Below are 20,132 nucleotides of genomic sequence, written 5' to 3'. Positions count from 1 at the left end.
TAGGGGATCGATGAAGTCAGAGCGGTCGTGTGGTCCACCAGATGCTTCGCTGCCTGAGGTGTCTCTAATCACCCCGGGTTCAGCACAGCCGGCGGGCCGCACGCTGCTCTCAGGGGGTCAGTACGCTGGGCGACGGCGCGAAGCCATCATGAGCAGCGTGGCGAGCAAAGCACCGGATGCAGCGGCGATCACGAGCGACTTGGTGGGCTCTTCAGCCACATAGCGGGTCGTCGCGTCTGCAGCCTGCTGCATCTGGCGGCGGGCACGGGCACTGGTTTCTGCACAGTAGTCGATACCGCGGCTGGCCAGTTCCTGGGCACGGGCTGCCAGATCGTCGATGACGGGATCGGTCTGGTTACGCAGTGCCTTCACGCCTTCTTCTGCTTTTTCAAGCGACTTGTCGGCAACCTTGCGGGTGGACTGCACGGCGTCTTGTGCGCTTTGCAGCACGTCGTCGGCCAGGGTGCGGGCGTTGTCGGCGACTTTATCGGTGGCGGTCTGGATGCTCATTGTTCAAACTCCTGGTAAGTGTGGATGCAGGGTGGCTGGGGCTTGCGGACGGGCGTCAGCCCTTTCGAAGCAGGCCCAGGACAAAGGTCACGACGGCCATGATCACGAAGACGAAGAACAGGATCTTGGCAATGCCCACAGCGCCGGCAGCGATGCCGCCAAAGCCGAACAGTGCTGCGATCAGCGCGATCACCAGAAAAACAACTGCGTAGTGCAACATTTCCTTCTCCTTGTAAGGGGCCGGTAGCGGCCTGTCGGTCGGTTGGCACCAGAACTTCAGCGCCTGGGACCAACTGTATGGCGGAGTGAGTTTGGTGAATGCCGGTGTCTGGCGCGCTCCCGTGTCGGCGGCGCCGCGCGGGCCGTGTAGGACGAGGCCGCGCGACTCACGGCTGGTGGTTGCGCTCGAATGCGGACATGCAGCGCGAGGCTGGCGTCGCAAATGGGTGTACTGAGTTTCGAGGCTCGTCTACCAGGCAATGGAACGTGCTGAGTCGCGAGTGGGGGCTCAGTTGCGGGCTATGTGCAGGCCCCGGATTGCCAGCAAGGCTGTCTGCCGCCCCAGGCGCGACGGCCTCAGAAGTTCGAGGGGGACACCGGCACCGCGGCTTGCGTGCTGGCAGCGCCTGGCTGCGGGTCGTCCGTCGCATCGCGCTGCATGGGCAGCACGGCAGAGACCAGCGTGCCATTGCCGGGGCGTGAGGTGATCGAGAGACGGCCACCTGCGGCCTCCACCCGGTGGCGCATGCCGGACAGGCCGTGCGAGGTGGGGCGCACGCTGCTGGGATCGAACCCCAGGCCGTTGTCGCGCACCTGCACCGAGACATGCGTGGGATAGGCGTGCACCGACACCAGCACCTTGTCGGCCTTGGCGTATTTGCCGATGTTGGTGAGCGCCTCCTGCACCATGCGGTACACGGTGAGCTGCGAGGCGTCGGGCAGCTTGACGGGCTCCAGGCTGGTCTCGACCTCGATGGCCGCGCGCTCGGCGTATTCACGCGTGAGGATCTCGATGGCCGCAGTCAGCCCGAGGTTGGACAGCGACGACGGGCGCAGGTCTTCGATGATGCGGCGCTTCAGCGCAATGCCGCTGTTCAGCGTTTCGGTCAGGTGCCTGAGGCGCTCGGCGATGTCGGGTGCCGTGGCGTCGATCTTGGACTTGAGCCGTGCGACATCGAGCTTGGCCGCGGTCAGCAAGGCCCCCAGTTCGTCGTGCAGTTCGCGCGCCAGGTGTGCGCGCTCTTCTTCGCGCACCTGCTGCAGGTGGTTCGCCAGCTCGGACAGCGTGGCCGTGCGCTCCCGCACGAGGCCTTCAAGCCGATCGCGCTCGTGCTCCAGCAGGGCCTGCTCGCGCTGGCTCACCTGCTGCACCGCCTGCGTCTGGCGCAGGTACATGTAGAAGGCCAGCAGGCCGATGGCGGTGACGGTGGCGATGCCGATGCGCGACAGCATGAGCGATTGCTCCACCTGCTGCTGGCCCTGCTGCACGTAGCGGTCGCTGCGGGCAATGAGCTCTTGCGAATGCTTGCGGATGGCCTCCATGTGCTCTTTGCCCACATCGGTGTGCAAGATGAACTTCCAGGCGTCCTCGTTGCCTTGGCGGCGCAGCCGCAGGCTCAACTCCATCTCGGCGAGCTTGCGCGATATCTGCCGCGACAGCAGGGCGAATTCCTGCATGTCGTCGGGCGCCTCCATGAACTGCTGGCGCAGCCCGTCCAGGTTGGTCTGCACCGTGGCCACGGCCTTGTCATAGGGCTCGAGGTAGGCGTCGTTGCCGGTCAACAAGTAGCCGCGCTGCCCGGTTTCGGCATCCAGCATGCTTTGCAGCAGCGAATTGACAGCCTTGCGCGTATCCTGGCCATGCGCCATTTGTGCGACTGCGTCCTGCGAACGCATATGGCCGGTCTCGTTGATACCCACCAGCACCATGGCTGCCAGCAGGGCCATTGGCAGGCTGATCGCCATCCTGCGGACCTTGGGCAACCATCGACGGGTGTTTTCTTTGAGGCTCATACGCGTTATTCTGGATAATGTCTGGTGACCCGGGTGTCATGGTGCCACCGCGCAGCATGAGGCCGGAGAATCTGTGCAACCAACAAGCATCGGGAGCGGCACTCCGCCCTGTGAAAGAAAGATCGATGATCAAGATTGGTATTGTGGATGACCACGCGATTGTTCGCTCCGGCCTGCGGCAGTTTCTGTCGGAGCATGTAGACCTGCGGGTCGAGGGTGAGGCGGCCAACGGCCGCGAAGCCATCGACCTCGTGCGCAACAAGGAAATCGATGTCCTGCTGATGGACTTGTCCATGCCCGGCCAAAGCGGCCTGGATGCGCTGGCCATGCTGCGCGCAAAGGCGCCCGACATGGGAATCCTGATCCTGAGCGGGTACCCCGAAGAGCACTACGCGATCAACCTGATTCGCCAGGGCGCCAGCGGCTACCTGAACAAGGAATGCGAGCCAGCCGAAATCGTGGAAGCGATTCGCACCATTGCGCTGGGCCGCCGCTACCTCACGCCCGCCGTGGCTGAACTGCTGGCGCAGCAGCTCAATCGCAAGGACGACGCGCCACCGCACGAACAGCTGTCCGAGCGCGAATTCCAGGTGTTTCTGAAGCTGGCCAAGGGCGAGACGGCAGGCGACATCGCCAAGGCCCTGTCGCTGAGCGTGAAGACGGTGAGCACGTACCGCACACGCCTGATGGAAAAGATGAGCCTGTCTTCCAACAGCGATCTGACGTACTACGCACTGAAGAATCGCCTGATCGACTGACATGCGGGGAGGCCTTTAGTCCGGACAAGCCGGACGGGGCCGGCCATCGCACCACGCACACAGGTAAAAAACGAGCCTCCCGCACACGACGGGGAGGCTGTCGGCTGTCACAACGGCTGGCCAGGAATCGCCCCGGGCTGACCCATCTCCATGGCCCCTGGAGCATTGCTGTGCTGGACACAGTAGTCCACCAGTGCGTCGATTTCATTGGATTTGTCGAACACCGCATCGACGCCCAGTTGCGCACAGCGCATGCGCACATCGGGCGTTGCGTAGTTGCTGAGCACCACCATCTTCTGGCCCGGCAAGCGGGCACGGCAGGCAGCCAGCACACCCAGACCACTGCCCTGGCGCAGGAACAGGTCGACGATGGCCAAGTCCCAAAGGCCTGCGTTGGTGGCCAGCCAGTTCTTCCCTTCATCCTCGGTCTCTGCAACGCCAACGGCTTCCACAGACGCCAACTCTTCCAGAGTTCCGATCAGATTCTCACGGATGGTGGCGTTGTCTTCAACGATATAGGTGCGCAGTTTCACAGGAGTATCCAGTTTCACGATCAGGGCCGAGGTTGGCGCTGGTCGAACCTCAAATTTAGATGCTCGTAGCTTTGCATTCTGCCAGCGGCCTGACGCGCGGGGTGTAGGAACCCTCCTACCGCGCAACACATACTGCGCAATCAGGTGCGCGCTGCAAGTGCATCGTGCTCCATTCCATCGAGCGGCCGTCGAGCATCATGAGCCGCCCCGCCAACGAAGACCCCACGCCCGCCACGAGCTTCAAGGCCTCGGCAGCCTGCATGGCGCCGATGATGCCCACCAGCGGCGCAAACACGCCCATCGTCGAGCAGCGCACTTCCTCGAACTCCGCCTGCGGAGGAAAGATGCAGGCGTAACACGGGCAGGTTGCGTCCCGCGGGTCGACCACGGTGATCTGCGCATCAAAGCGAATCGCAGCGCCCGCCACCAAGGGCTTGCCATGCCGCACGCAGGCGCGATTCACCGCGTGGCGCGTGGCGTAGTTGTCGCAGCAATCGAGCACCACCGTGGCATCGCGCACCAGCACATCGAGCGCATCGGCATCGACTCGTGCCTTGAGCGCCGTGACCTTCACCTCAGGGTTGATCGCCGCCATGGCAGCCGCAGCAGACGATACCTTGGCCTGGCCCACCCGGTCGGTGGTGTGCGCGATCTGCCGCTGCAGGTTGGTGAGGTCCACCACGTCGTCGTCCACCAGCGTGATGTGTCCCACCCCGGCTGACGCAAGGTACAGGGCCGCGGGCGAGCCCAGCCCGCCGGCGCCGATGATGACGGCATGCGCCGCCAGCAACCGCTCCTGCCCTTCGATGCCGATTTCATCGAGCAGGATGTGGCGGGAGTACCGCAGGAGCTGGTCGTCGGTCATGGGGCAATCTCAGGCAAACAAAAACAAAAAACAAAATAAAAATCGGCAGCGCCAATGCAAAAAGCCGGACTCCGCTGGAATCCGGCTTTTCAGGGCTCAGAAGCGAAAGCTCAATTCTCTTTCTTTTCTTCCTTGCGTTCCGTCAACGTCTTGCTGACCAGCACTGCCCGGCCCTTGAGCTGGTTGAGCGCCTGTACCAGCTGGAAGTCCTTGTCCGTACCGAACTCAGGAATCTTGCGATCGGCCACTGGCTTCTTGGCTTCTTCTTCCAGGCGCTTGCGGGCATCCTCACGGGCCTTTTCACGGGCCTCGTCCTTCTTCTCTTCGCCCTGGCCGCTGTTCAAGTGCTTGTCCAGGTCGGCTTCGCGCATGCGCAGGGCGGCAAAGATGTTGCCCTCTTCCGACTCGTCGATCATCACATCAGGCACGATGCCCTTGGCCTGGATCGACTTGCCGCTTGGGGTGTAGTAGCGCGCAGTGGTCAGCTTGATGCCGGTGTCCGGCCCCAGCGGACGCACGGTCTGCACCGAGCCCTTGCCGAAGGTCTGGCTGCCCATGACGGTGGCGCGCTTGTGGTCTTGCAATGCACCGGCCACGATTTCGCTCGCCGAGGCCGAGCCTTCGTTCACCAGAACCACCAGCGGCACCGATTTCAGCGCAGCAGGCAGGCGGCGCAGCGGGTCGCCGCCGCCACGGCGCTGATAGAAGTCGGGCGAGGCCTTGTACGTGGCCTTGCTGTCGGCCAGCTGGCCGTTGGTGGTGACCACCGTCACGTTCTCTGGCAGGAAAGCCGCCGAGATGGCCACGGCCGCATCGAGCAGACCACCGGGATCGTTGCGCAGGTCGAGCACCAGGCCCTTGAGGTTGGGCTCTTGCTTGTAGACCTCTTCCACCTTGCGCACGAAGTCGTCGACCGTGCGCTCCTGGAACTGCGACAGGCGGATCCACGCATAACCGGGCTCCACCACCTTGCCCTTGACGGACTGGGTCTTGATCTCTTCGCGCGTGATGTTCACGGGGAAGGAGCGGTTCTCGTCCTTGCGGAAGATGGTCAGCGTGACCTTGGTGTTGGGCTCGCCGCGCATGCGCTTGACGGCGTCGTTCAGCGACAGGCCCTTGACGGCGGTTTCGTCGATCTTGGTGATCAGGTCGTTGGTCTTGAGGCCCGCGCGGAAGGCTGGAGAGCCTTCGATGGGGGAGACCACCTTGATCAGCCCGTCTTCCTGGGTGATCTCGATGCCCACACCCACGAAGCGGCCAGACGTGCCCTCGCGGAATTCCTTGAAGGACTTCTTGTCGAAGTACTGGGAGTGCGGATCGAGGCTCGACACCATGCCGGAGATGGCATCGGTGATGAGCTTCTTGTCATCCACAGGCTCCACATAGTCGGTCTTGACGAGGCCGAACACCGCTGACAACTGCTGGATTTCCTCCAACGGCAGCGGCGTCATCGCCCCCCGCGCCACTGTCTGCAGCGACACGGTGGTCAGCGCACCCGCCACAACACCTACCGACACCCATCCCGCAATTTTGAGTTTCTGGCCCATAGAGCACCTTTTACCGCTTCGAAATCAATATACACCTTGGAGGGGCCGAAGCCGCCGCAGTTCCGCTCGGGCGCTCGTTCAGACGGGGGATTTGGCTGATTTTCCCCGTCTTTACGCGACTTTTACGCCTTGCCTTGCGATGCCACGGCCGCTGCAGCCTTCGCCGCCGCTTCGGCGTCACCCAGATAGTAGTGACGGATGGGCTTGAGGTCGGCGTCCAGTTCGTATACCAGTGGAATTCCGTTGGGAATGTTCAGGCCCACGATGTCCGAGTCAGAAACGCCGTCCAGGTACTTCACAAGTGCGCGGATGGAGTTGCCGTGGGCTGCCACCACCACACGCTTGCCCGAACGGATGGCCGGGGCCATGGCGTCGTTCCAGAACGGCAGCACGCGCTCCACGGTGTCCTTGAGGCATTCGGTCAGGGGCACGTTGCCTTCGTCCAGGTTGGCATAGCGGCGGTCGCTGCGCTCGCTGCGGGCGTCGGTGGGTTCCAGCGCTGGCGGGGGCGTGTCGTAGCTGCGGCGCCAGACCAGCACCTGCTCGTCGCCGTACTGCTTGGCCATGTCACCCTTGTTCAGGCCCTGCAGGGCGCCGTAGTGGCGCTCGTTCAGGCGCCAGTCCTTCACCACCGGCAGCCAGGTCGAATTCATCTCGTCGAGCGTGTACCACAGCGTGTGAATGGCGCGCTTGAGCACACTGGTGAAAGCCAGGTCGAACTCGTAACCCTCTGCCTTGAGCAGCTTGCCGGCAGACATGGCCTGCGACACGCCGGTGGGCGTCAGGTCCACATCGGTCCAACCGGTGAATCGGTTTTCAAGGTTCCAGGTGGATTCGCCGTGGCGGATCAGGACGAGTTTGTACATGGCTTCCCTAAGGTCAAAACTGAGCATTCTAAAATTACGCCGTTCGCCAACCCAAGGAATCTTCGTGAAATTCATTATCGACAACTGGTATCTGATCTTTGTTGCAGCGGCTGCGGGCGGCATGTTGCTGTGGCCGGTGCTCAAAAGCGCCAGTGGCGGCTCGCTCACCCCGGCCGGGGCCGTGCAGCTCATCAACCGCGAAAAAGCCGTCGTCATCGATGTGTGCGAGACCGAGGAATTCGCCGCCGGCCACGTCAACGGTGCCAAGAACGTGCCCCTGGGCCAGCTCGAAGAGCGCCTGCCCACCGTGGTCAAAAACAAGGCCCTGCCGCTGGTGCTGGTCTGCGCCACTGGCGCCCGCGCCAACCGCGCGGTGGCCATTGCCAAAAAGCTGGGCTACGAGAACGCCCAGGCCATGGCCGGCGGCCTGAAAGCCTGGCGCGAAGCCAGCCTGCCAGTGGAAAAAGCCTGAGTCGCCCCCAGCTATTGCCATCGCGATAGGCTTGCAACCCGTTTTGTTGCCCCACCGGAAAGAAAAGGAAGGCCCTTTATGCAACCCGTGAAGATGTACACCACCGCCGTCTGCCCCTACTGCATCCGGGCCAAGCAGATCCTCAAATCCAAGGGCGTCGAGCAGATCGAGGAGATCCGCATCGACACCGACCCCGCTGCGCGCACCCACATGATGGAAATCACCGGGCGCCGCACGGTGCCCCAGATCTTCATCGGCACCACCCATGTGGGCGGCCACGACGACCTGGTGGCCCTGGACGGCCGGGGCGAACTCATGCCCCTGCTGGGCGCTGCCGCCTGACCCCACCCCGGGCGGCTGCATAATGCTGCCCCATGTGCCCGCTGCGGGAGCTTTCCCACGGCGGGTTTTGTTTTGCTGAAAATCCGTTAGCGCAAAGAGACTTATCCACCATGGCCGATCAAGAAAACCCCGTCTTCCAGATCCAGCGCGTCTACCTCAAGGACCTGTCGCTGGAGCAGCCCAATTCCCCCGGCATCCTGCTCGAACAAGAGCAGCCCAGCGTGGACATCCAGCTCGGCGTGGAAGCCACTCCTGTGGCCGAAGGCATCTTTGAAGTCGCGGTGACGGCCACGGTGCAGACCAAGATCAAGGACAAGACCGTGTTCCTGGTCGAAGCCAAGCAAGCCGGCATCTTCGAGATCCGCAACATCCCCGAAGACCAGATGGGCCCCATCATGGGCATCGCCTGCCCGCAGATCGTGTACCCCTACCTGCGCGGCAACGTGGCCGACCTGATCAACCGCGCCGGCTTCCCACCCGTGCATCTGGCCGAAATCAACTTCCAGGCCATGTACGAGCAGCAGCAGGCCCAGGCCGCCGGCCAGCCTTCGCCGATCATCACGCAGTGATGTAACGCCCCCGGCGCCGCTTCGCGCCCTGCTCCTCTCTCGTCGCGCTGTGTGCTCGGGAGGGGATGCAGCCAGCGGCCTGGCACAGCCGGTTTCGCGGCGACCTCGCCCGGACAGTGCTGGCTGCTGGGCTCAGGCCGAGACACCGCGTCATGGGCCATTGAATTCCCGATCTTTTTGGGCTCCACCGCTTGCCTGACAAGCGCAAACAGCTATGAAAATCATAGTATTGGGTGCAGGCGCCTGGGGTTCGGCCGTCGCCATGAGCGCGGCCCAGCATCCTGCACGGCATGCCGTCACCCTCTGGGCCCGCGATGCGGCGCAGGCGCAGCAGATGCGCAGCCAGGGGCAGAACGCGCGCTACCTGCCTGGCATTGCCTTTCCTTCATCCCTCACCCTGGCCGACGGCGACTTTACCGCCCTGCTGCCCGGCGCCGACCTGGTCATCGTGGCCACGCCCATGGCCGCCCTTCGCGGCATGCTGACGTCGTTGCGTGGTTGCACCGCGCCCGTGGCTTGGCTCTGCAAGGGCTTTGAGGCGGCAGCCCCAGGTGGCGATCCGCAAGCTTTTGGGCTGCTGGCGCACGAAGTACAAGCGCTGATAGCTCCTAAGTTGATAGCAGGCGTTTTCAGTGGCCCCAGTTTTGCGCAGGAAGTGGCGCTGGGCCAACCCACGGCGCTGGTCGCCGCCAGCAGCCATGCCGCCGTGCGCGATGCGTTGGTGGCGGCGTTTCACAGCAAGAGCGTGCGCGTGTATGCCAACGAAGACATCGTCGGCGTGGAAGTGGGCGGCGCGGTGAAGAACGTGCTGGCCATTGCCACCGGCCTGTGCGACGGCCTGGCGCTGGGGCTCAACGCCCGGGCGGCGCTCATCACCCGCGGCCTGGCAGAGATGACGCGCCTGGGCCTGGCGCTGGGCGCACGGCCCGATACCTTCATGGGCTTGTCCGGCCTGGGCGACCTGGTGCTGACTGCCACCGGCGACCTGTCGCGCAACAGGCGCGTGGGAATGCTGATGGCGGAGGGCCACAGCCTGGCGCAGGCCGTGGAGTCGCTGGGGCATGTGGCAGAAGGCGTCTACAGCGCCCGCACCGTGGTGCAGCGCGCGCAGGCGTTGGGGGTGGACATGCCGATTTCCGAGGCGGCAGTGGCGCTGCTCGATGGCCGCGTGCAGCCCGCCGAGGCCGTGGCCCAGCTCATGGGACGCGGGCCCCGCGACGAGATTTGATCGGTGACCCCGGCGCCGGTGTGGCTGCGACCGTGGCCATGGCCTTGTCCGAGTTCCCGCCGCGCAAACTGCTGCACTGCTTAACGCTGAACTACCGACCCACCGACAACCGCAGCAGCAGGCCCTCTTCATCATCTGGATGAAAGAAGTACGGGTAGAAGCTGCGCTCGTCCTTCGACAAACTGGGCCGGCCGCCAAACTGATCGATGAGCCGGCGCGCCTTCTCCGCACTCATGTGCAACAGCACCGCCGGGGCCCCCACCCGCTGGCAGATGCGTTCGGGCCCCAGTTCGTCGAAGCGCAGCATGCGTTTGTAAAACGGCGCGTGGCGCGGGTTCACCTCCACGATGATGTCGGTCGCACGCCGCGCCCGGAAGGCCACGATGCAACCGATGTGAAAGATCGCGCCCAGCACCTGCTTGGAGCGCACGCCGGGATCCATGGCCAGCTTGCCGATCTCGCAGATGCGGGCGCCGCGCGCGCGCAGGGCTTCGATGTATTCGGGGTACTGCTCCTCGGCCCCCAGGTGGCCGTCGTCCATGTGGACCGACAACGTACCCTGGGCCTGCCCGTCGATCTGCACCACGATGCTGCTCAGGTCGCTGTCGTGCGACAGCGTGGCCTGCATGTGGTAGCCCCGGCTGGCATACATGCGGGCCAACAGGCCCTGGCCTTTGCGCGACAGGCGGATCTTGCAGGTCTTGGTTTCGACGCCGCCCAGGACACTGAGGTATTCCCCCGGGTAGGCGAGCTCGACGATGGTGTGTCCTTCGGCATGCATGGACGGATTTCCTGTGTTCCAGGACCGGTCGACAGCGATGCACGGGGCCAAAGCCAGTCCCTGGTGTGTGTGTTGAGACTGCCAGCTTAACGGGATGTGCGTCGCCTGTCGTGACAGGGTTTGATAGTGCGATAAACGGCAGATTGCGGTACGCCAGCGGTACAGCGAACGCGCTCGTCTGATGCGGCGGGCCCACATAAAAAAAGCCGCACCGCGCTTTTTCAAGCGCGGTGCGGCTTTATTACTTGGAGGGTCGTGCCGATCAGAACACGCCGAACAGCATGAGCAGCAGCACAACAGACAGTGGGACGCCGAGAAGCCAGGCAATGATGGGCATGGTGAACTCCTTGAAAGGGTGTGGTGTTGAGATGTGTCCACCTTATCGCCCACCCCGAGACCGGTCTGTGCGCCAGCACTGCGCATGAGCGTAGTCCCGTGCCTACCGGGTGTCGGCCCCCGCCCACCGTCCCGCGCACGCGGCGGGCCGCTGCCTTACAGCCCCAGTTCGAGCGCGAGCAACTCATCCACCGTCTGGCGGCGGCGGATCAACCGGGCATGGCCACCATCGACCAGCACTTCGGCGGTCAAGGGGCGCGTGTTGTAGTTTGAAGACATCGATGCGCCATACGCGCCCGTGTCGTGGATCACCAGCAGGTCACCCACCTGCGCCGCAGGCAAGTCGCGCGGCAGCACCACGCCGCCGTCACCCTGGGTGAACACGTCGCCCGACTCGCACAGCGGCCCCGCCACCACGGTGGGTTGCGACGCACCGGTGGTGGTGCCATCGCGGCGCAGCAGCTCCATGGCATGGAAGCTTCCGTACATCGAGGGGCGCATGAGTTCGTTGAAGCCGGTGTCGACCAGCACGAAGCGGTTGTTGCCAGCGTTCTTGGTGGCGCGCACCTCGCCGATCAGCACACCGGACTCGGCCACCAGAAAACGGCCCGGCTCGATCTCCAAGCCCAGCTTGTGGCCCACCACCGCCTCGGCCTGCTGGCGCGCCGCGTCCCACAGGCCGTGGTAGTGCTGGGTGTCCACCACCGGGTCACCACTGCGGTACGGAATGGACAGCCCGCCGCCAGCCGAAATGGCGTGCAGGTCGTGCCCCGCCGCATGCGTGGTGCGCACCAGGTTGACCATGGCGCCGCACACTTCAGCCAGGTGGCTGTAGTCCACGCCGGAGCCGATGTGCATGTGCAGGCCCACGAGCTTCAGGCCGTGCTGGGCGATCGCAGCCAGCGCCGCGGGCAGGTCGGTGTGCCAGATGCCGTGCTTGCTGTGCTCGCCGCCGGTGTTGGTCTTGTTGCTGTGCCCGTGGCCAAAGCCGGGGTTGATGCGCAGCCAGACGCCGTGGCCTGGCGAGCGCCGGCCCAACTGGTGCAGCATGTCGATGGAGCCCGCATTGACCGGCACGCCGTGCTCGACCACGCAGTCGAGCGTGGCGGCGTCGAACAGGTCGGCGGTGAAGACGATCTCGGACGGCTCGCCCCCAGCCACGTAGCCAGCGGCCAGGGCCCGCAGGATCTCGCCGCGCGAGACGGCATCCACCTTCACGCCCTGCTCGCGCATGAGCTTGAGGATGTGGATGTTGGAACACGCCTTCTGCGCAAACCGCACGGTCTCGAAGTTGGACACCTGCGCAATGCGCTGGCGGATGGTGGCCGCGTCATACACCCAGGTGGGGGTGCCGAACTGGTCGGCCAGGGCCCACAGCTGGGCGGGCGAGAAAGGGTTGGACATGCAGAAGTCTCCGGGGGTGCTGAGGCAAAAGCGAAATGATGCCGATGGTGAGCCATTTCAGCAAATGCTCATTTTTCGACACCCCATTCAAATTGGATATGCTCGTGGCCATGACATCGGCCCCCAACTGCGCGCCAGCACCCGCCCTCGCCACCCGCATCTCCCACCGACACATCGAAGTCTTCCGCGCCGTGATGACGGCGGGCGGCGCCACGGGTGCGGCCGACCTGCTGCACAGCTCCCAGCCCACCGTGAGCCGCGAACTGGCGCGGCTGGAATCCTTGCTGGGCTACGCGCTGTTCGAACGTGCCCAGGGCCGCCTGCGCCCCAACGCCCGCGCGCTGGCGCTGTGGGACGAGGTCCAGCGGTCCTGGCAAGGGCTGGAGCGGGTGGTGGACCGCGCAGTCGCCCTGGGGCGAGACGGCGCAGTGCAGCTGTCGGTGCTGTGCCTGCCCGCACTCGCCCATGCGCTGCTGCCCGCTGCGGCCGCGCAGCTGGTGCAGACCCACCCGGACACCCGACTGGCGGTCACGCCGCAGGAATCACCGCTGCTGGAGGAATGGATGAGCGCCCAGCGCTTCGACCTTGGCCTATGCGAGCAGACCGCCGCACCGCCCGGCACCAGCGCCGAAGTGCTGCTCACGCTGGATGAGGTGGCCGTGCTGCCCGCAGGCCATGCGCTGGCGCACCAGGCGGTCCTGCAGCTGGAGGACTTCGCCGGCCAGCCGTTCGTGAGCCTTTCACCCGACGACCCCTACCGCCGCCAGATCGACGCGCGCTTTGCCGAAGCAGGCATCACCCGCAGCCAGCGCGTGGAAACCCACAGCGCTGCCGCCGTCTGCGCCATGGTGCAGCACGGCCTGGGCATGGCCATCGTGAACCCGCTGACGGCCCTGGCCGAAGCCAGCGACCGGCTGGTGGTGCGGCAGCTCGGGTTTTCGATCCCGTTCAGCGTGACGGCGCTGCGCCCGCTGTACCGGCCGCCGCAACCGGAGCTGGAGCCCATGCTCGCCGCCCTGCGGCACCAGTCCAAAGTGCTTGCGAAGCAGCTGACGCAGATCGCCTAGGGCATGGACTGAGCAAGGCACCACAGCAATCCAGCAACCGGGATGCAAGGCGGTGCATAGGGCCCCATGGACAGACCAGACTTGGCGCCTGGCCAAATCCGATTGCTACGGTTTAGATAGCAAAAAGTCCCTACAGGCAAGCGGCAGAAGCGATTGTGACCCGCGATCAGGGCGGCGTGAGGCTGCGCACCTTCACCGCCAGGCGCTCCTGCACGGACGGCGAGACGAACTTGACCACCTCGCCGCCCAGCACCGCGATCTCGCGCACGAAGGTGCTGCTGATGAACTGGTACTTGTCGCTGGGTGTGAGGAACACGGTTTCGACCTGCGGCATCAGGCTGCGGTTCATGCCGGCGAGCTGGAACTCGTAGTCGAAGTCGGTCACCGCGCGCAGGCCGCGCACCATGGCCTTGCCGCCGCGGGCCACCACGAAGTCGCGCAGCAGCCCCGAGAAGGCTTCCACCTGCACCTGCGGGTAGTTTTTAACGGCTTCCTGGACCATGTCGATGCGCTCTTCCAGCGAGAACAAGGTCTTCTTGTGGTGTCCCGCCGCCACGGCGACGATCACGCGCTCGAACAACTGGGTGGCCCTGCGCACCACGTCTTCATGCCCCAGGGTGATGGGGTCGAAGGTTCCGGGGTATACGGCGAGCACGTTCTGGGCCATGGCTGGTTGTCTCCTGTCTGGCGAATGACGTTGGCCCCGGCCTCTGGAAGCCAGGGCTCCCGGGGCCTGCCGGGCCGCGTGCGCGCATTATGCAGTGCAGTGCAACATGAAACGGGGCGGGTGATCTGTGGTCCGCCACCTCTGTCCACCGCCACAGGACGGCGCCTCAGTGACGTCAGGCCCGCTCAGGCCAGCGGCTGCCCACCCGGCGCCAGCAGCATCAGGCGCGCCACCAGCGCCACCAAGTCCTGTTGGCGCACCGTGCGGGTCTTGAACAAAAGCGCACTGAGCTGCGTGCGCACGGTGGTGATGCGCACTCCGCGTGCATCGGCAAAGTCCTGCGGCGTCTGCCCGCGCATCAGCGCCTGCAGCAGGTCCGCCTCTGCCGGGCTCAGGCGATACGCCTGGCGCGCCAGCGCCACCGCCGCCTCGCAGCCCAGGCTGCGCTGCATCACCACCCAGGCCACGCCCGGCGCCTGCTGCAGCATGCCGAGCGATGCCAGGTCGCTGATCGACAACGCGACCAGCAACAGCCCGCCGTCGAGCTCCACACAGCCGCTGTGCCCCTGCAGCGACTGCACGAACAGGGCGCGCAGGGTCGGGTCGGCCGTGCTCGCCAACAGCGGGCCGCGCTGCAGCGTCTGCAGCAAGCCGCCTTGCCCTGCCCCAGCCCAGAGCGCGCGCACCCGGGCATTGGCGTGCAGCAGCCGGCCAGCGGTATCGAAGAACAGGATGCCCATCGGCATCTGCTCCATCAGCGCCTCCATGCCGCGCGTGCGCGCACGCAGGGCCACCATCTCTCGGTGCAGGTAGGCGGCGCGCTGCACGGTGGCGAATTCCGCCTCGAAGCGGGCCACCTCCTCGCGCGAGAAGCCCTCGTCGTCGCCCTGGCGGAACATCGACATGAACAGATTGCCCACCGGGCTCGACGCGCCTTGGCTGCCCCCGAACATGCGCGTGCCGATGCCGTATTGCCGCAAGAAGTCGTTGTAGATCTCGGTGCGGCGAAAGCCCCGCGTGGCCTCCAGCGGCGCATCGGTGGCCACCCACACACCCGACAGCCCCATGCGCGCACGCCGCGCCATGGCGTCGTCCCAAAGCGGGTCACTCAGCCGGTAGTGCGTGGCGTAGCGCTGTGCGGCTTCGGGCGTGACGCCCATGGCCAGCAGCGCGGGAGCGCCGTCGCTCGACGGCGACTGCAGCCAGTAGTCCACCTCGGGATGCGCGGCAAACTGCGCGCCCCATTGCGCCAGTTGGTCCAGCCCGCTGGCCAGGAAGGCACCGCCCAGCAGGTCGGCACGAAAGCTCGCGGCGTAGCCCGACAGCGCCTCGCTGAAACGCTCGCCGTCGGCCACCGAACCCATCAGATTGCCCAAGGCAGGGTGCAAGGGGAAGTCCTTTTGAAAAGGGGCGGATGCTAGGCACATCCCACCACAGCGTCATCGTCCACCTGAATGATGTTGCGGCGCAACATCTCATCCCCCAGTTTTCGGATGGGCAGTGCGAGCGAATCTTTTTATATTCCTGCAAGGCAGCAGTCAATCAGGGTGGAAAACCGGTATGCCAAGATTACTTTCTCGTTCAGCTGCCAATGCACTTCCGCCGCCCATTGTCCAATGAACCATGCCCCTACATGCCAGCTGCCACTGTGGCGCAGTTCGCCTTGACATCGATGGTGAACTGCCCCGCCAACTGATGCGGTGCACCTGCTCGTTCTGCACCAAGCGCGGCGCACTGCACGCCTGCTACGAGCCCCGGCAGGTGCGCGTGCATGCACCACAGGGCGCGCACGCCCTGTATCGATGGAACACACGCATGGTGGCCCACTACTTTTGCCGGCGTTGTGGCGTGGCCACACTGAGCAACGGCCCACTGCTCGATAGCATTGGCGACTGGGACGGGCACGCTCGCCGGGTAGCGGTCAACGCCCGCCTACTTGATGGCCTGGATGTGGAAACGATACCGGTGGCAACGGAGCATGGAGTGCCGACCGGGCCTTTCCCATCATTCACCTGAACGATGCCAAGCACAGGCTCGCCATCCTACGATGCGCAGCCTTTGCCTGGATGGCTTGCCGTGACCACCCCCACTACCGACGCGCTATTTGACACACCGCAGTGCCTGAACTGCAATGCCCTCCTCACCGGCCCCTACTGCGCGCAGTGCGGGCAAAAGAAAGCCGGCCGCATGGGCGCAGTGACGGTGCGCAAGGAGGCATGGGCCCGGTTTCGGTGGTTTGAATGGGAGGTGATCCGCCACGCCCTGCGCGTGCTGCCGCAGCCAGGCACGCTGGCGCGCGAATACGTGCTCGGGCAGCGCAAGGACCATCCGCACCCGCTCACGCTGCTGTGCCTGGCCATCGGCCTGCTGCTGATCGTGCTGGGCCATACCGATTACCTCAAGCCCGAATTCCCGAGCGAGGCCGCCGCCAGCATGTATGCGCTGGTGAGCTCCTACTCGAAGTGGTCGTTCTCGCTGGGCGCGGTGGCCGCATTCGCAAGCGCCTGGTTGCTGTTTCGACGCCGGCTGGGCTACAACGCCACCGAACTGCTGACCCTGGCGCTGTACTGCCAGTCGGTGTTCATCGCGCTGCAGATGGCCAACCAGTTGCCCCTGGTGCTGGCGCATTCCCCGGCCCTGCTCAAGTGGCACAAGCAGTGGTCGCCCTGGTACATGACCGCGCTGCAGGCTTTGGCGTTCATGCTGGCCCTGCGGCAGTTCTACCTGCTCAATGTGCGGCGCGACGCGGTGCGTCTGCTGCTGGCCGGCGCGCTGTTCGCCGTGCTCAAGTGGCAGGCGACGGCGCTGTATGCCCGCGGCGTGGTCGAGGTCGTGCTGTGGCAGATGGGGCTCTAAGGATCCTCTGCACGAATCGAGCTGCCAAGTGTGCACTGCGGATCGGGAWGGMGTGCAAGGCGCAAAACGCAGCAATAGCCGTAGCTATTGCGAGTATTGGCAACGCCGCAGGCCGCCCGAGACCGCTGATGCCCACGGCGCGATGATTCGTGCAGAGGGTCCCTGGAGCGTGCGGCGGTCGCGCCGGCGGTTGAGGTTCGGCACGCACATCCGCCACAACGCGCCTCAAAATTCCACGAAATGTGTGAAAAGTCCGCCACATCATTCACCTGAATGATGTGACTGCGAGCCTGCCGCTCCTACCATCCGGCGCATTCATCGACACAACCGGGGAGCGCGCATTGAGCAGCAAGGATTGGCATGGGCAGCAGCTCGGGATTGCAGGGTTCGAGACCCTGATGGCCGAGAGCCTGGAAGCCCTGGGCGACCCCGACATGGCGCCGCGCCTGCTGCGCCACCTGGGCGAGGCCCTGGGCAGCCACAAGCTCGTGCTGTTTTGCCCGCTACCGGGCGAGGGAGACCCGCTCGCGGCCAGCCAGTGGGGCATGCCCGACGACTTTCTGCAGCGCTACGCCGACCTCATCCAGGTGAAGGACGCCTGGAGCGACGCGCTGGAGCGGCAGCACGAGCAGGCGCTGGCACGCGGCGGCTCCCTCAGCCAGCAGCTGGTGGCCACCAGCGCGCTGAAGAAAAGTGCGTTCTACGCCGACTATCTGCGGCCCCTGGGCATCGACGCCATGGTCAACAGCATCGTCGAAGCCTCGCCCGAGTGCGGCATGCACGTGCTGGCGCTGTACAACGAACTGGGCCAACCCGAGTTCACCCCCGCCCAGTTCGCCCAGCTGCGCGCCGTCACGCCCTGGGTGCGCAGCCTCATGCGCGCCCAGCGCCGCCTGCGGCTGGCCGAGCGCCACACCGCCGCGCTGGAGCGCACGCTGGACCAGTTGCCGCTGGGCCTGCTGCACGTGAACCCCCACGGCACGGTGCGCTACCTGAACGACCACGCTCGCCGCTGGATGGGCGTGCAGGACGACTGCCGCGTGCTGCTGCGCCATGCCACGGGCTGGCATGCGCGCCAGCCACTGCAGCTCGCCCAGGTCCACGCGGCCTTGCCGCCGCTGCTCTCGGCGTGCCTGAGCACACGCACACCGGTGTCCGCACGCCTGCAGACCCCACACCACCACGCGCAGGTGGCCCTGGCCACGCCCCTGCGCGGCCAGCCCGGAGCGGCACTGCAAGACCCGCTGGTGCAGTTCGTTCTGGTGCCGGAGACCGTGCAGGACACCCAGGCCGCGATGCCCGTGTGCAGCGCGCTCTACGGCCTCACGCCCGCTGAAGGCGCCCTGCTGCCGCTGCTGCTCCAGGGCATGACCCCGCGCGAGATGGCCGACAACCAGGGCGTGAAGATGCCCACGGTGCGCACCCAGCTGGCCAGCCTGTATGCCAAGACCGGCACCCGCGGCCAGACCGAACTGGCCCAGCGCGTGCTGCGCGTGGCGGCCCTCGTCCAGCCCTGAATTTCCATCCCTCTCCTTATCCATACATATCCCAGACCCAGGAGCCTGACCGCATGAATCACATCCCCACCGCCAACATCCGCCCCGTCGCCATCGCCTGCGCCGCCTTGCTGGGACTGGCCTGCGCGGGCGTCGCGCTGGCGCAAAAGGCCGCCGCCACCGCAGGCCCCAAGCCCACCAAGGCACAGCTCGTAGCGGAGCTGGCCGCCACGCTGCAGGCCTGCTCGTACGACGGCAGCCCGGTGGCGTTTTCGCCGCCCGACCTGTCCAAGGGGGGCGGCACCGGCAAGCAGGTGGTGGCCGAGATCATGAAATACACCGGTCTGCCCGCCAACTTCGTGGTGGTGGAAGGCCAGGTGCCCAACGCGGCAGCCGTCATCATGCAGGGCCCCGACAAGGTGCCGCGCCGCGTGATCGCCTACAACCCGTCCTTCATGGGCGACGTGATCCGTGCCACCAAGGCCAACAACTGGGCGCCCGTGAGCATCATGGCGCACGAGATCGGACACCACCTGTCGGGGCACACGATCGTGCCCGGCGGCAGCCAGCCGCCCATCGAGCTGGAATCGGACAAGTTCAGCGGCTTCGTGCTGTACAAGATGGGCGCACCGCTCAAGGACGCTCAGAACGCCATCGCCACGCTGATCCCCGAGAAGGACGGCGAGACTCACCCCGGCCGCCGCAAGCGCCTGGCCGCCATTGCCGCAGGCTGGACGGAAGCCTGCGAGCTGCAGGGCGGTGGCGCCGCATGCCACGGCGGCACCCAAGGCGGCAAGTCGGTCGCCGTGGCCCAGGCGCCCGCGCCAGCGGCCACTCCTGCGCCTGCAGCGACCGCAGCCACCCCAGCACAGACGCCAGTCGCCAAGCCCGCCCCTGCATCCGCCAATGCCCTTGCCATTACGGCAGCGCCCGCACCGGCACCCGCCGCCACGGCAGCCGTGGCCCAGGTCCTGCCCAAGGCAGACGCCAACGCCCTGCCCTCCAAGGGGGTCCAGTTCATCTACGACGAGTTCGGCATCCTCGACCCTGCGATCCGCGCACAGTTCGAAAAGCAGATGCACGACCATGCACAGAAGACCGGCGTGGAGATCGTCACCCTGCTGGTGAAGGACCTGAACGGCAAGACCGCCGAGGAATACGCCCAGGCCATGATGCGCCAGCTGCGCGTGGGCAAGCTCGACGTGGGCAACGGCGCCGTGCTGGTGGTCGCCCCGGAGCAGGGCCAGGCCGCGGCCGTGCTGGGCGCGGGCGTGGCACTGGACATGGGCAGCCAGGACAAGGCTGCCCAGCTCGACCGCTGGATCAAGACTGCCTGGACCCTGTGCAAAAAGAAGAACGCGTGCGGCAACTGGACGGAAAACCTGATGCTCGCGGCCGACCACATCCGCCGCGACACCAGCCATTCGGACTGGACCATCGCCTACAGCTCGCTGGGTGACCTGCAAAAAACCGATGCCGCCGAGAACGGCAAGGTGACGGACCCCAAGCAAAGCAAGACCTGGCGCAAGATCACCCGCCTGTCGGGCACTGTGGAAAACCTGGCACCGCCCACGGGCGTCAAAAGCGCCTGGGTGAACGAGGCAAAGTTGAAGTCCGGCGCAAAAGCCGTGCTCATGCGCAGCGCCGAAGGCCTGACCACCATGCTCTACATCGATCCACGCACCGAGGCGCTGATGCCGGGCGGCAAACTCGAGCAGGGCAAGACCTACACCGTGATCGCGCGCGCGGCCGGCCTGTCGTGGAACCCCAAGGACACGCAGTCGCTGGACCTGCTGAGCTACGCGGTCACGGAGTGACAACC

General features: G+C 65.5%; 20 protein-coding genes. 9 read left to right on the top strand and 11 right to left on the bottom strand.

Going from position 1 to position 20,132, the window contains the following annotated elements; genetic code table 11:
* Positions 1-117: 117 nt before the first annotated feature.
* The 3 genes from ASF16_RS01170 to ASF16_RS01165 all read right to left on the bottom strand — a co-directional run bounded on the left by ASF16_RS01170 (position 118) and on the right by ASF16_RS01165 (position 2,523).
* Positions 118-510 carry a DUF883 family protein gene (locus ASF16_RS01170; RefSeq protein ID WP_056161622.1) on the bottom strand — a complete coding sequence of 131 codons (393 nt, stop codon included), beginning with the start codon at positions 508-510 and terminating at the stop codon, positions 118-120.
* 55 nt (positions 511-565) lie between these two features.
* Positions 566-730 carry a DUF1328 domain-containing protein gene (locus tag ASF16_RS25180; protein ID WP_082485988.1) on the bottom strand — a complete coding sequence of 55 codons (165 nt, stop codon included), beginning with the start codon at positions 728-730 and terminating at the stop codon, positions 566-568.
* Positions 731-1,086: 356 nt separating this feature from the next.
* Entirely contained in the window at positions 1,087-2,523 is a 1,437-nt protein-coding gene (locus ASF16_RS01165) for a CHASE3 domain-containing protein (protein WP_056161619.1), read from the bottom strand.
* A gap of 125 nt (positions 2,524-2,648) precedes the next feature.
* Between ASF16_RS01165 and ASF16_RS01160 the strand changes: the two genes are divergently transcribed.
* Positions 2,649-3,281 carry a response regulator transcription factor gene (locus ASF16_RS01160; RefSeq protein WP_056161617.1) on the top strand — a complete coding sequence of 211 codons (633 nt, stop codon included), beginning with the start codon at positions 2,649-2,651 and terminating at the stop codon, positions 3,279-3,281.
* 107 nt (positions 3,282-3,388) lie between these two features.
* Here ASF16_RS01160 and ASF16_RS01155 read toward each other — a convergent pair whose 3' ends face one another.
* The 4 genes from ASF16_RS01155 to gpmA form a co-directional block, all read right to left on the bottom strand.
* Positions 3,389-3,814 carry a response regulator gene (locus ASF16_RS01155; RefSeq protein ID WP_056161614.1) on the bottom strand — a complete coding sequence of 142 codons (426 nt, stop codon included), beginning with the start codon at positions 3,812-3,814 and terminating at the stop codon, positions 3,389-3,391.
* A 115-nt stretch (positions 3,815-3,929) separates the two neighbouring features.
* Positions 3,930-4,679: a molybdopterin-synthase adenylyltransferase MoeB gene (locus tag ASF16_RS01150; protein WP_056161612.1), complete on the bottom strand. Its 750-nt coding sequence runs from the start codon at positions 4,677-4,679 to the stop codon at positions 3,930-3,932.
* A gap of 110 nt (positions 4,680-4,789) precedes the next feature.
* Entirely contained in the window at positions 4,790-6,226 is a 1,437-nt protein-coding gene (locus ASF16_RS01145; protein ID WP_056161610.1) for a S41 family peptidase, read from the bottom strand.
* Positions 6,227-6,348: 122 nt separating this feature from the next.
* Positions 6,349-7,092, bottom strand: a complete 744-nt coding sequence (gpmA, locus tag ASF16_RS01140) for a 2,3-diphosphoglycerate-dependent phosphoglycerate mutase (protein ID WP_056161608.1) — start codon at positions 7,090-7,092, stop codon at positions 6,349-6,351.
* 64 nt (positions 7,093-7,156) lie between these two features.
* Here gpmA and ASF16_RS01135 point away from each other — a divergent pair, with 64 nt between their 5' ends.
* The 4 genes from ASF16_RS01135 to ASF16_RS01120 all read left to right on the top strand — a co-directional run bounded on the left by ASF16_RS01135 (position 7,157) and on the right by ASF16_RS01120 (position 9,703).
* Complete coding sequence (locus tag ASF16_RS01135; RefSeq protein WP_056161606.1) at positions 7,157-7,564, top strand: rhodanese-like domain-containing protein; 408 nt, start codon at positions 7,157-7,159, stop codon at positions 7,562-7,564.
* Between the two features lie 78 nt (positions 7,565-7,642).
* A complete protein-coding gene (grxC, locus tag ASF16_RS01130; protein WP_056161604.1) occupies positions 7,643-7,906 on the top strand; it encodes a glutaredoxin 3 in 264 nt (87 codons plus the stop codon).
* Positions 7,907-8,016: 110 nt separating this feature from the next.
* Entirely contained in the window at positions 8,017-8,475 is a 459-nt protein-coding gene (gene secB, locus ASF16_RS01125) for a protein-export chaperone SecB (RefSeq protein ID WP_056161602.1), read from the top strand.
* A 214-nt stretch (positions 8,476-8,689) separates the two neighbouring features.
* Complete coding sequence (locus tag ASF16_RS01120; protein ID WP_056161599.1) at positions 8,690-9,703, top strand: NAD(P)H-dependent glycerol-3-phosphate dehydrogenase; 1,014 nt, start codon at positions 8,690-8,692, stop codon at positions 9,701-9,703.
* Between the two features lie 91 nt (positions 9,704-9,794).
* On the opposite strand, the gene ASF16_RS01115 is transcribed toward ASF16_RS01120, so the two are convergent.
* Entirely contained in the window at positions 9,795-10,484 is a 690-nt protein-coding gene (locus tag ASF16_RS01115) for a hypothetical protein (protein WP_056161597.1), read from the bottom strand.
* A gap of 492 nt (positions 10,485-10,976) precedes the next feature.
* Positions 10,977-12,224, bottom strand: a complete 1,248-nt coding sequence (gene lysA, locus ASF16_RS01110) for a diaminopimelate decarboxylase (RefSeq protein ID WP_056161595.1) — start codon at positions 12,222-12,224, stop codon at positions 10,977-10,979.
* A gap of 110 nt (positions 12,225-12,334) precedes the next feature.
* On the opposite strand from lysA, the gene ASF16_RS01105 reads away from it, so the two are divergent.
* Positions 12,335-13,291, top strand: coding sequence for a LysR family transcriptional regulator (locus ASF16_RS01105; protein WP_056162508.1), 957 nt, complete (start codon positions 12,335-12,337; stop codon positions 13,289-13,291).
* A gap of 166 nt (positions 13,292-13,457) precedes the next feature.
* On the opposite strand, the gene coaD is transcribed toward ASF16_RS01105, so the two are convergent.
* Together coaD and ASF16_RS01095 are read right to left on the bottom strand one after the other, a co-directional pair.
* Positions 13,458-13,958, bottom strand: a complete 501-nt coding sequence (coaD, locus tag ASF16_RS01100; RefSeq protein ID WP_056161593.1) for a pantetheine-phosphate adenylyltransferase — start codon at positions 13,956-13,958, stop codon at positions 13,458-13,460.
* 185 nt (positions 13,959-14,143) lie between these two features.
* On the bottom strand, positions 14,144-15,346 hold the full coding sequence (locus ASF16_RS01095) for a helix-turn-helix transcriptional regulator (protein ID WP_235507216.1): 1,203 nt from the start codon (positions 15,344-15,346) through the stop codon (positions 14,144-14,146).
* A 688-nt stretch (positions 15,347-16,034) separates the two neighbouring features.
* Here ASF16_RS01095 and ASF16_RS01090 point away from each other — a divergent pair.
* The 3 genes from ASF16_RS01090 (at position 16,035) to ASF16_RS01080 (ending at position 20,127) form a co-directional block, all read left to right on the top strand.
* A complete protein-coding gene (locus tag ASF16_RS01090) occupies positions 16,035-16,814 on the top strand; it encodes a DUF3667 domain-containing protein (protein ID WP_056161589.1) in 780 nt (259 codons plus the stop codon).
* Positions 16,815-17,155: 341 nt separating this feature from the next.
* Positions 17,156-18,331, top strand: coding sequence for a helix-turn-helix transcriptional regulator (locus tag ASF16_RS01085; RefSeq protein WP_056161587.1), 1,176 nt, complete (start codon positions 17,156-17,158; stop codon positions 18,329-18,331).
* 53 nt (positions 18,332-18,384) lie between these two features.
* Positions 18,385-20,127: a TPM domain-containing protein gene (locus ASF16_RS01080; protein ID WP_056161585.1), complete on the top strand. Its 1,743-nt coding sequence runs from the start codon at positions 18,385-18,387 to the stop codon at positions 20,125-20,127.
* The last annotated feature ends 5 nt before the right edge of the window (positions 20,128-20,132 follow it).

This window comes from Acidovorax sp. Leaf78 (genome assembly GCF_001422735.1).
GTDB lineage: Bacteria > Pseudomonadota > Gammaproteobacteria > Burkholderiales > Burkholderiaceae_C > Acidovorax.
The sequence above is the reverse complement of the archived record's forward strand: the minus strand, read 5'-3'. Positions and strand labels throughout refer to the sequence as shown.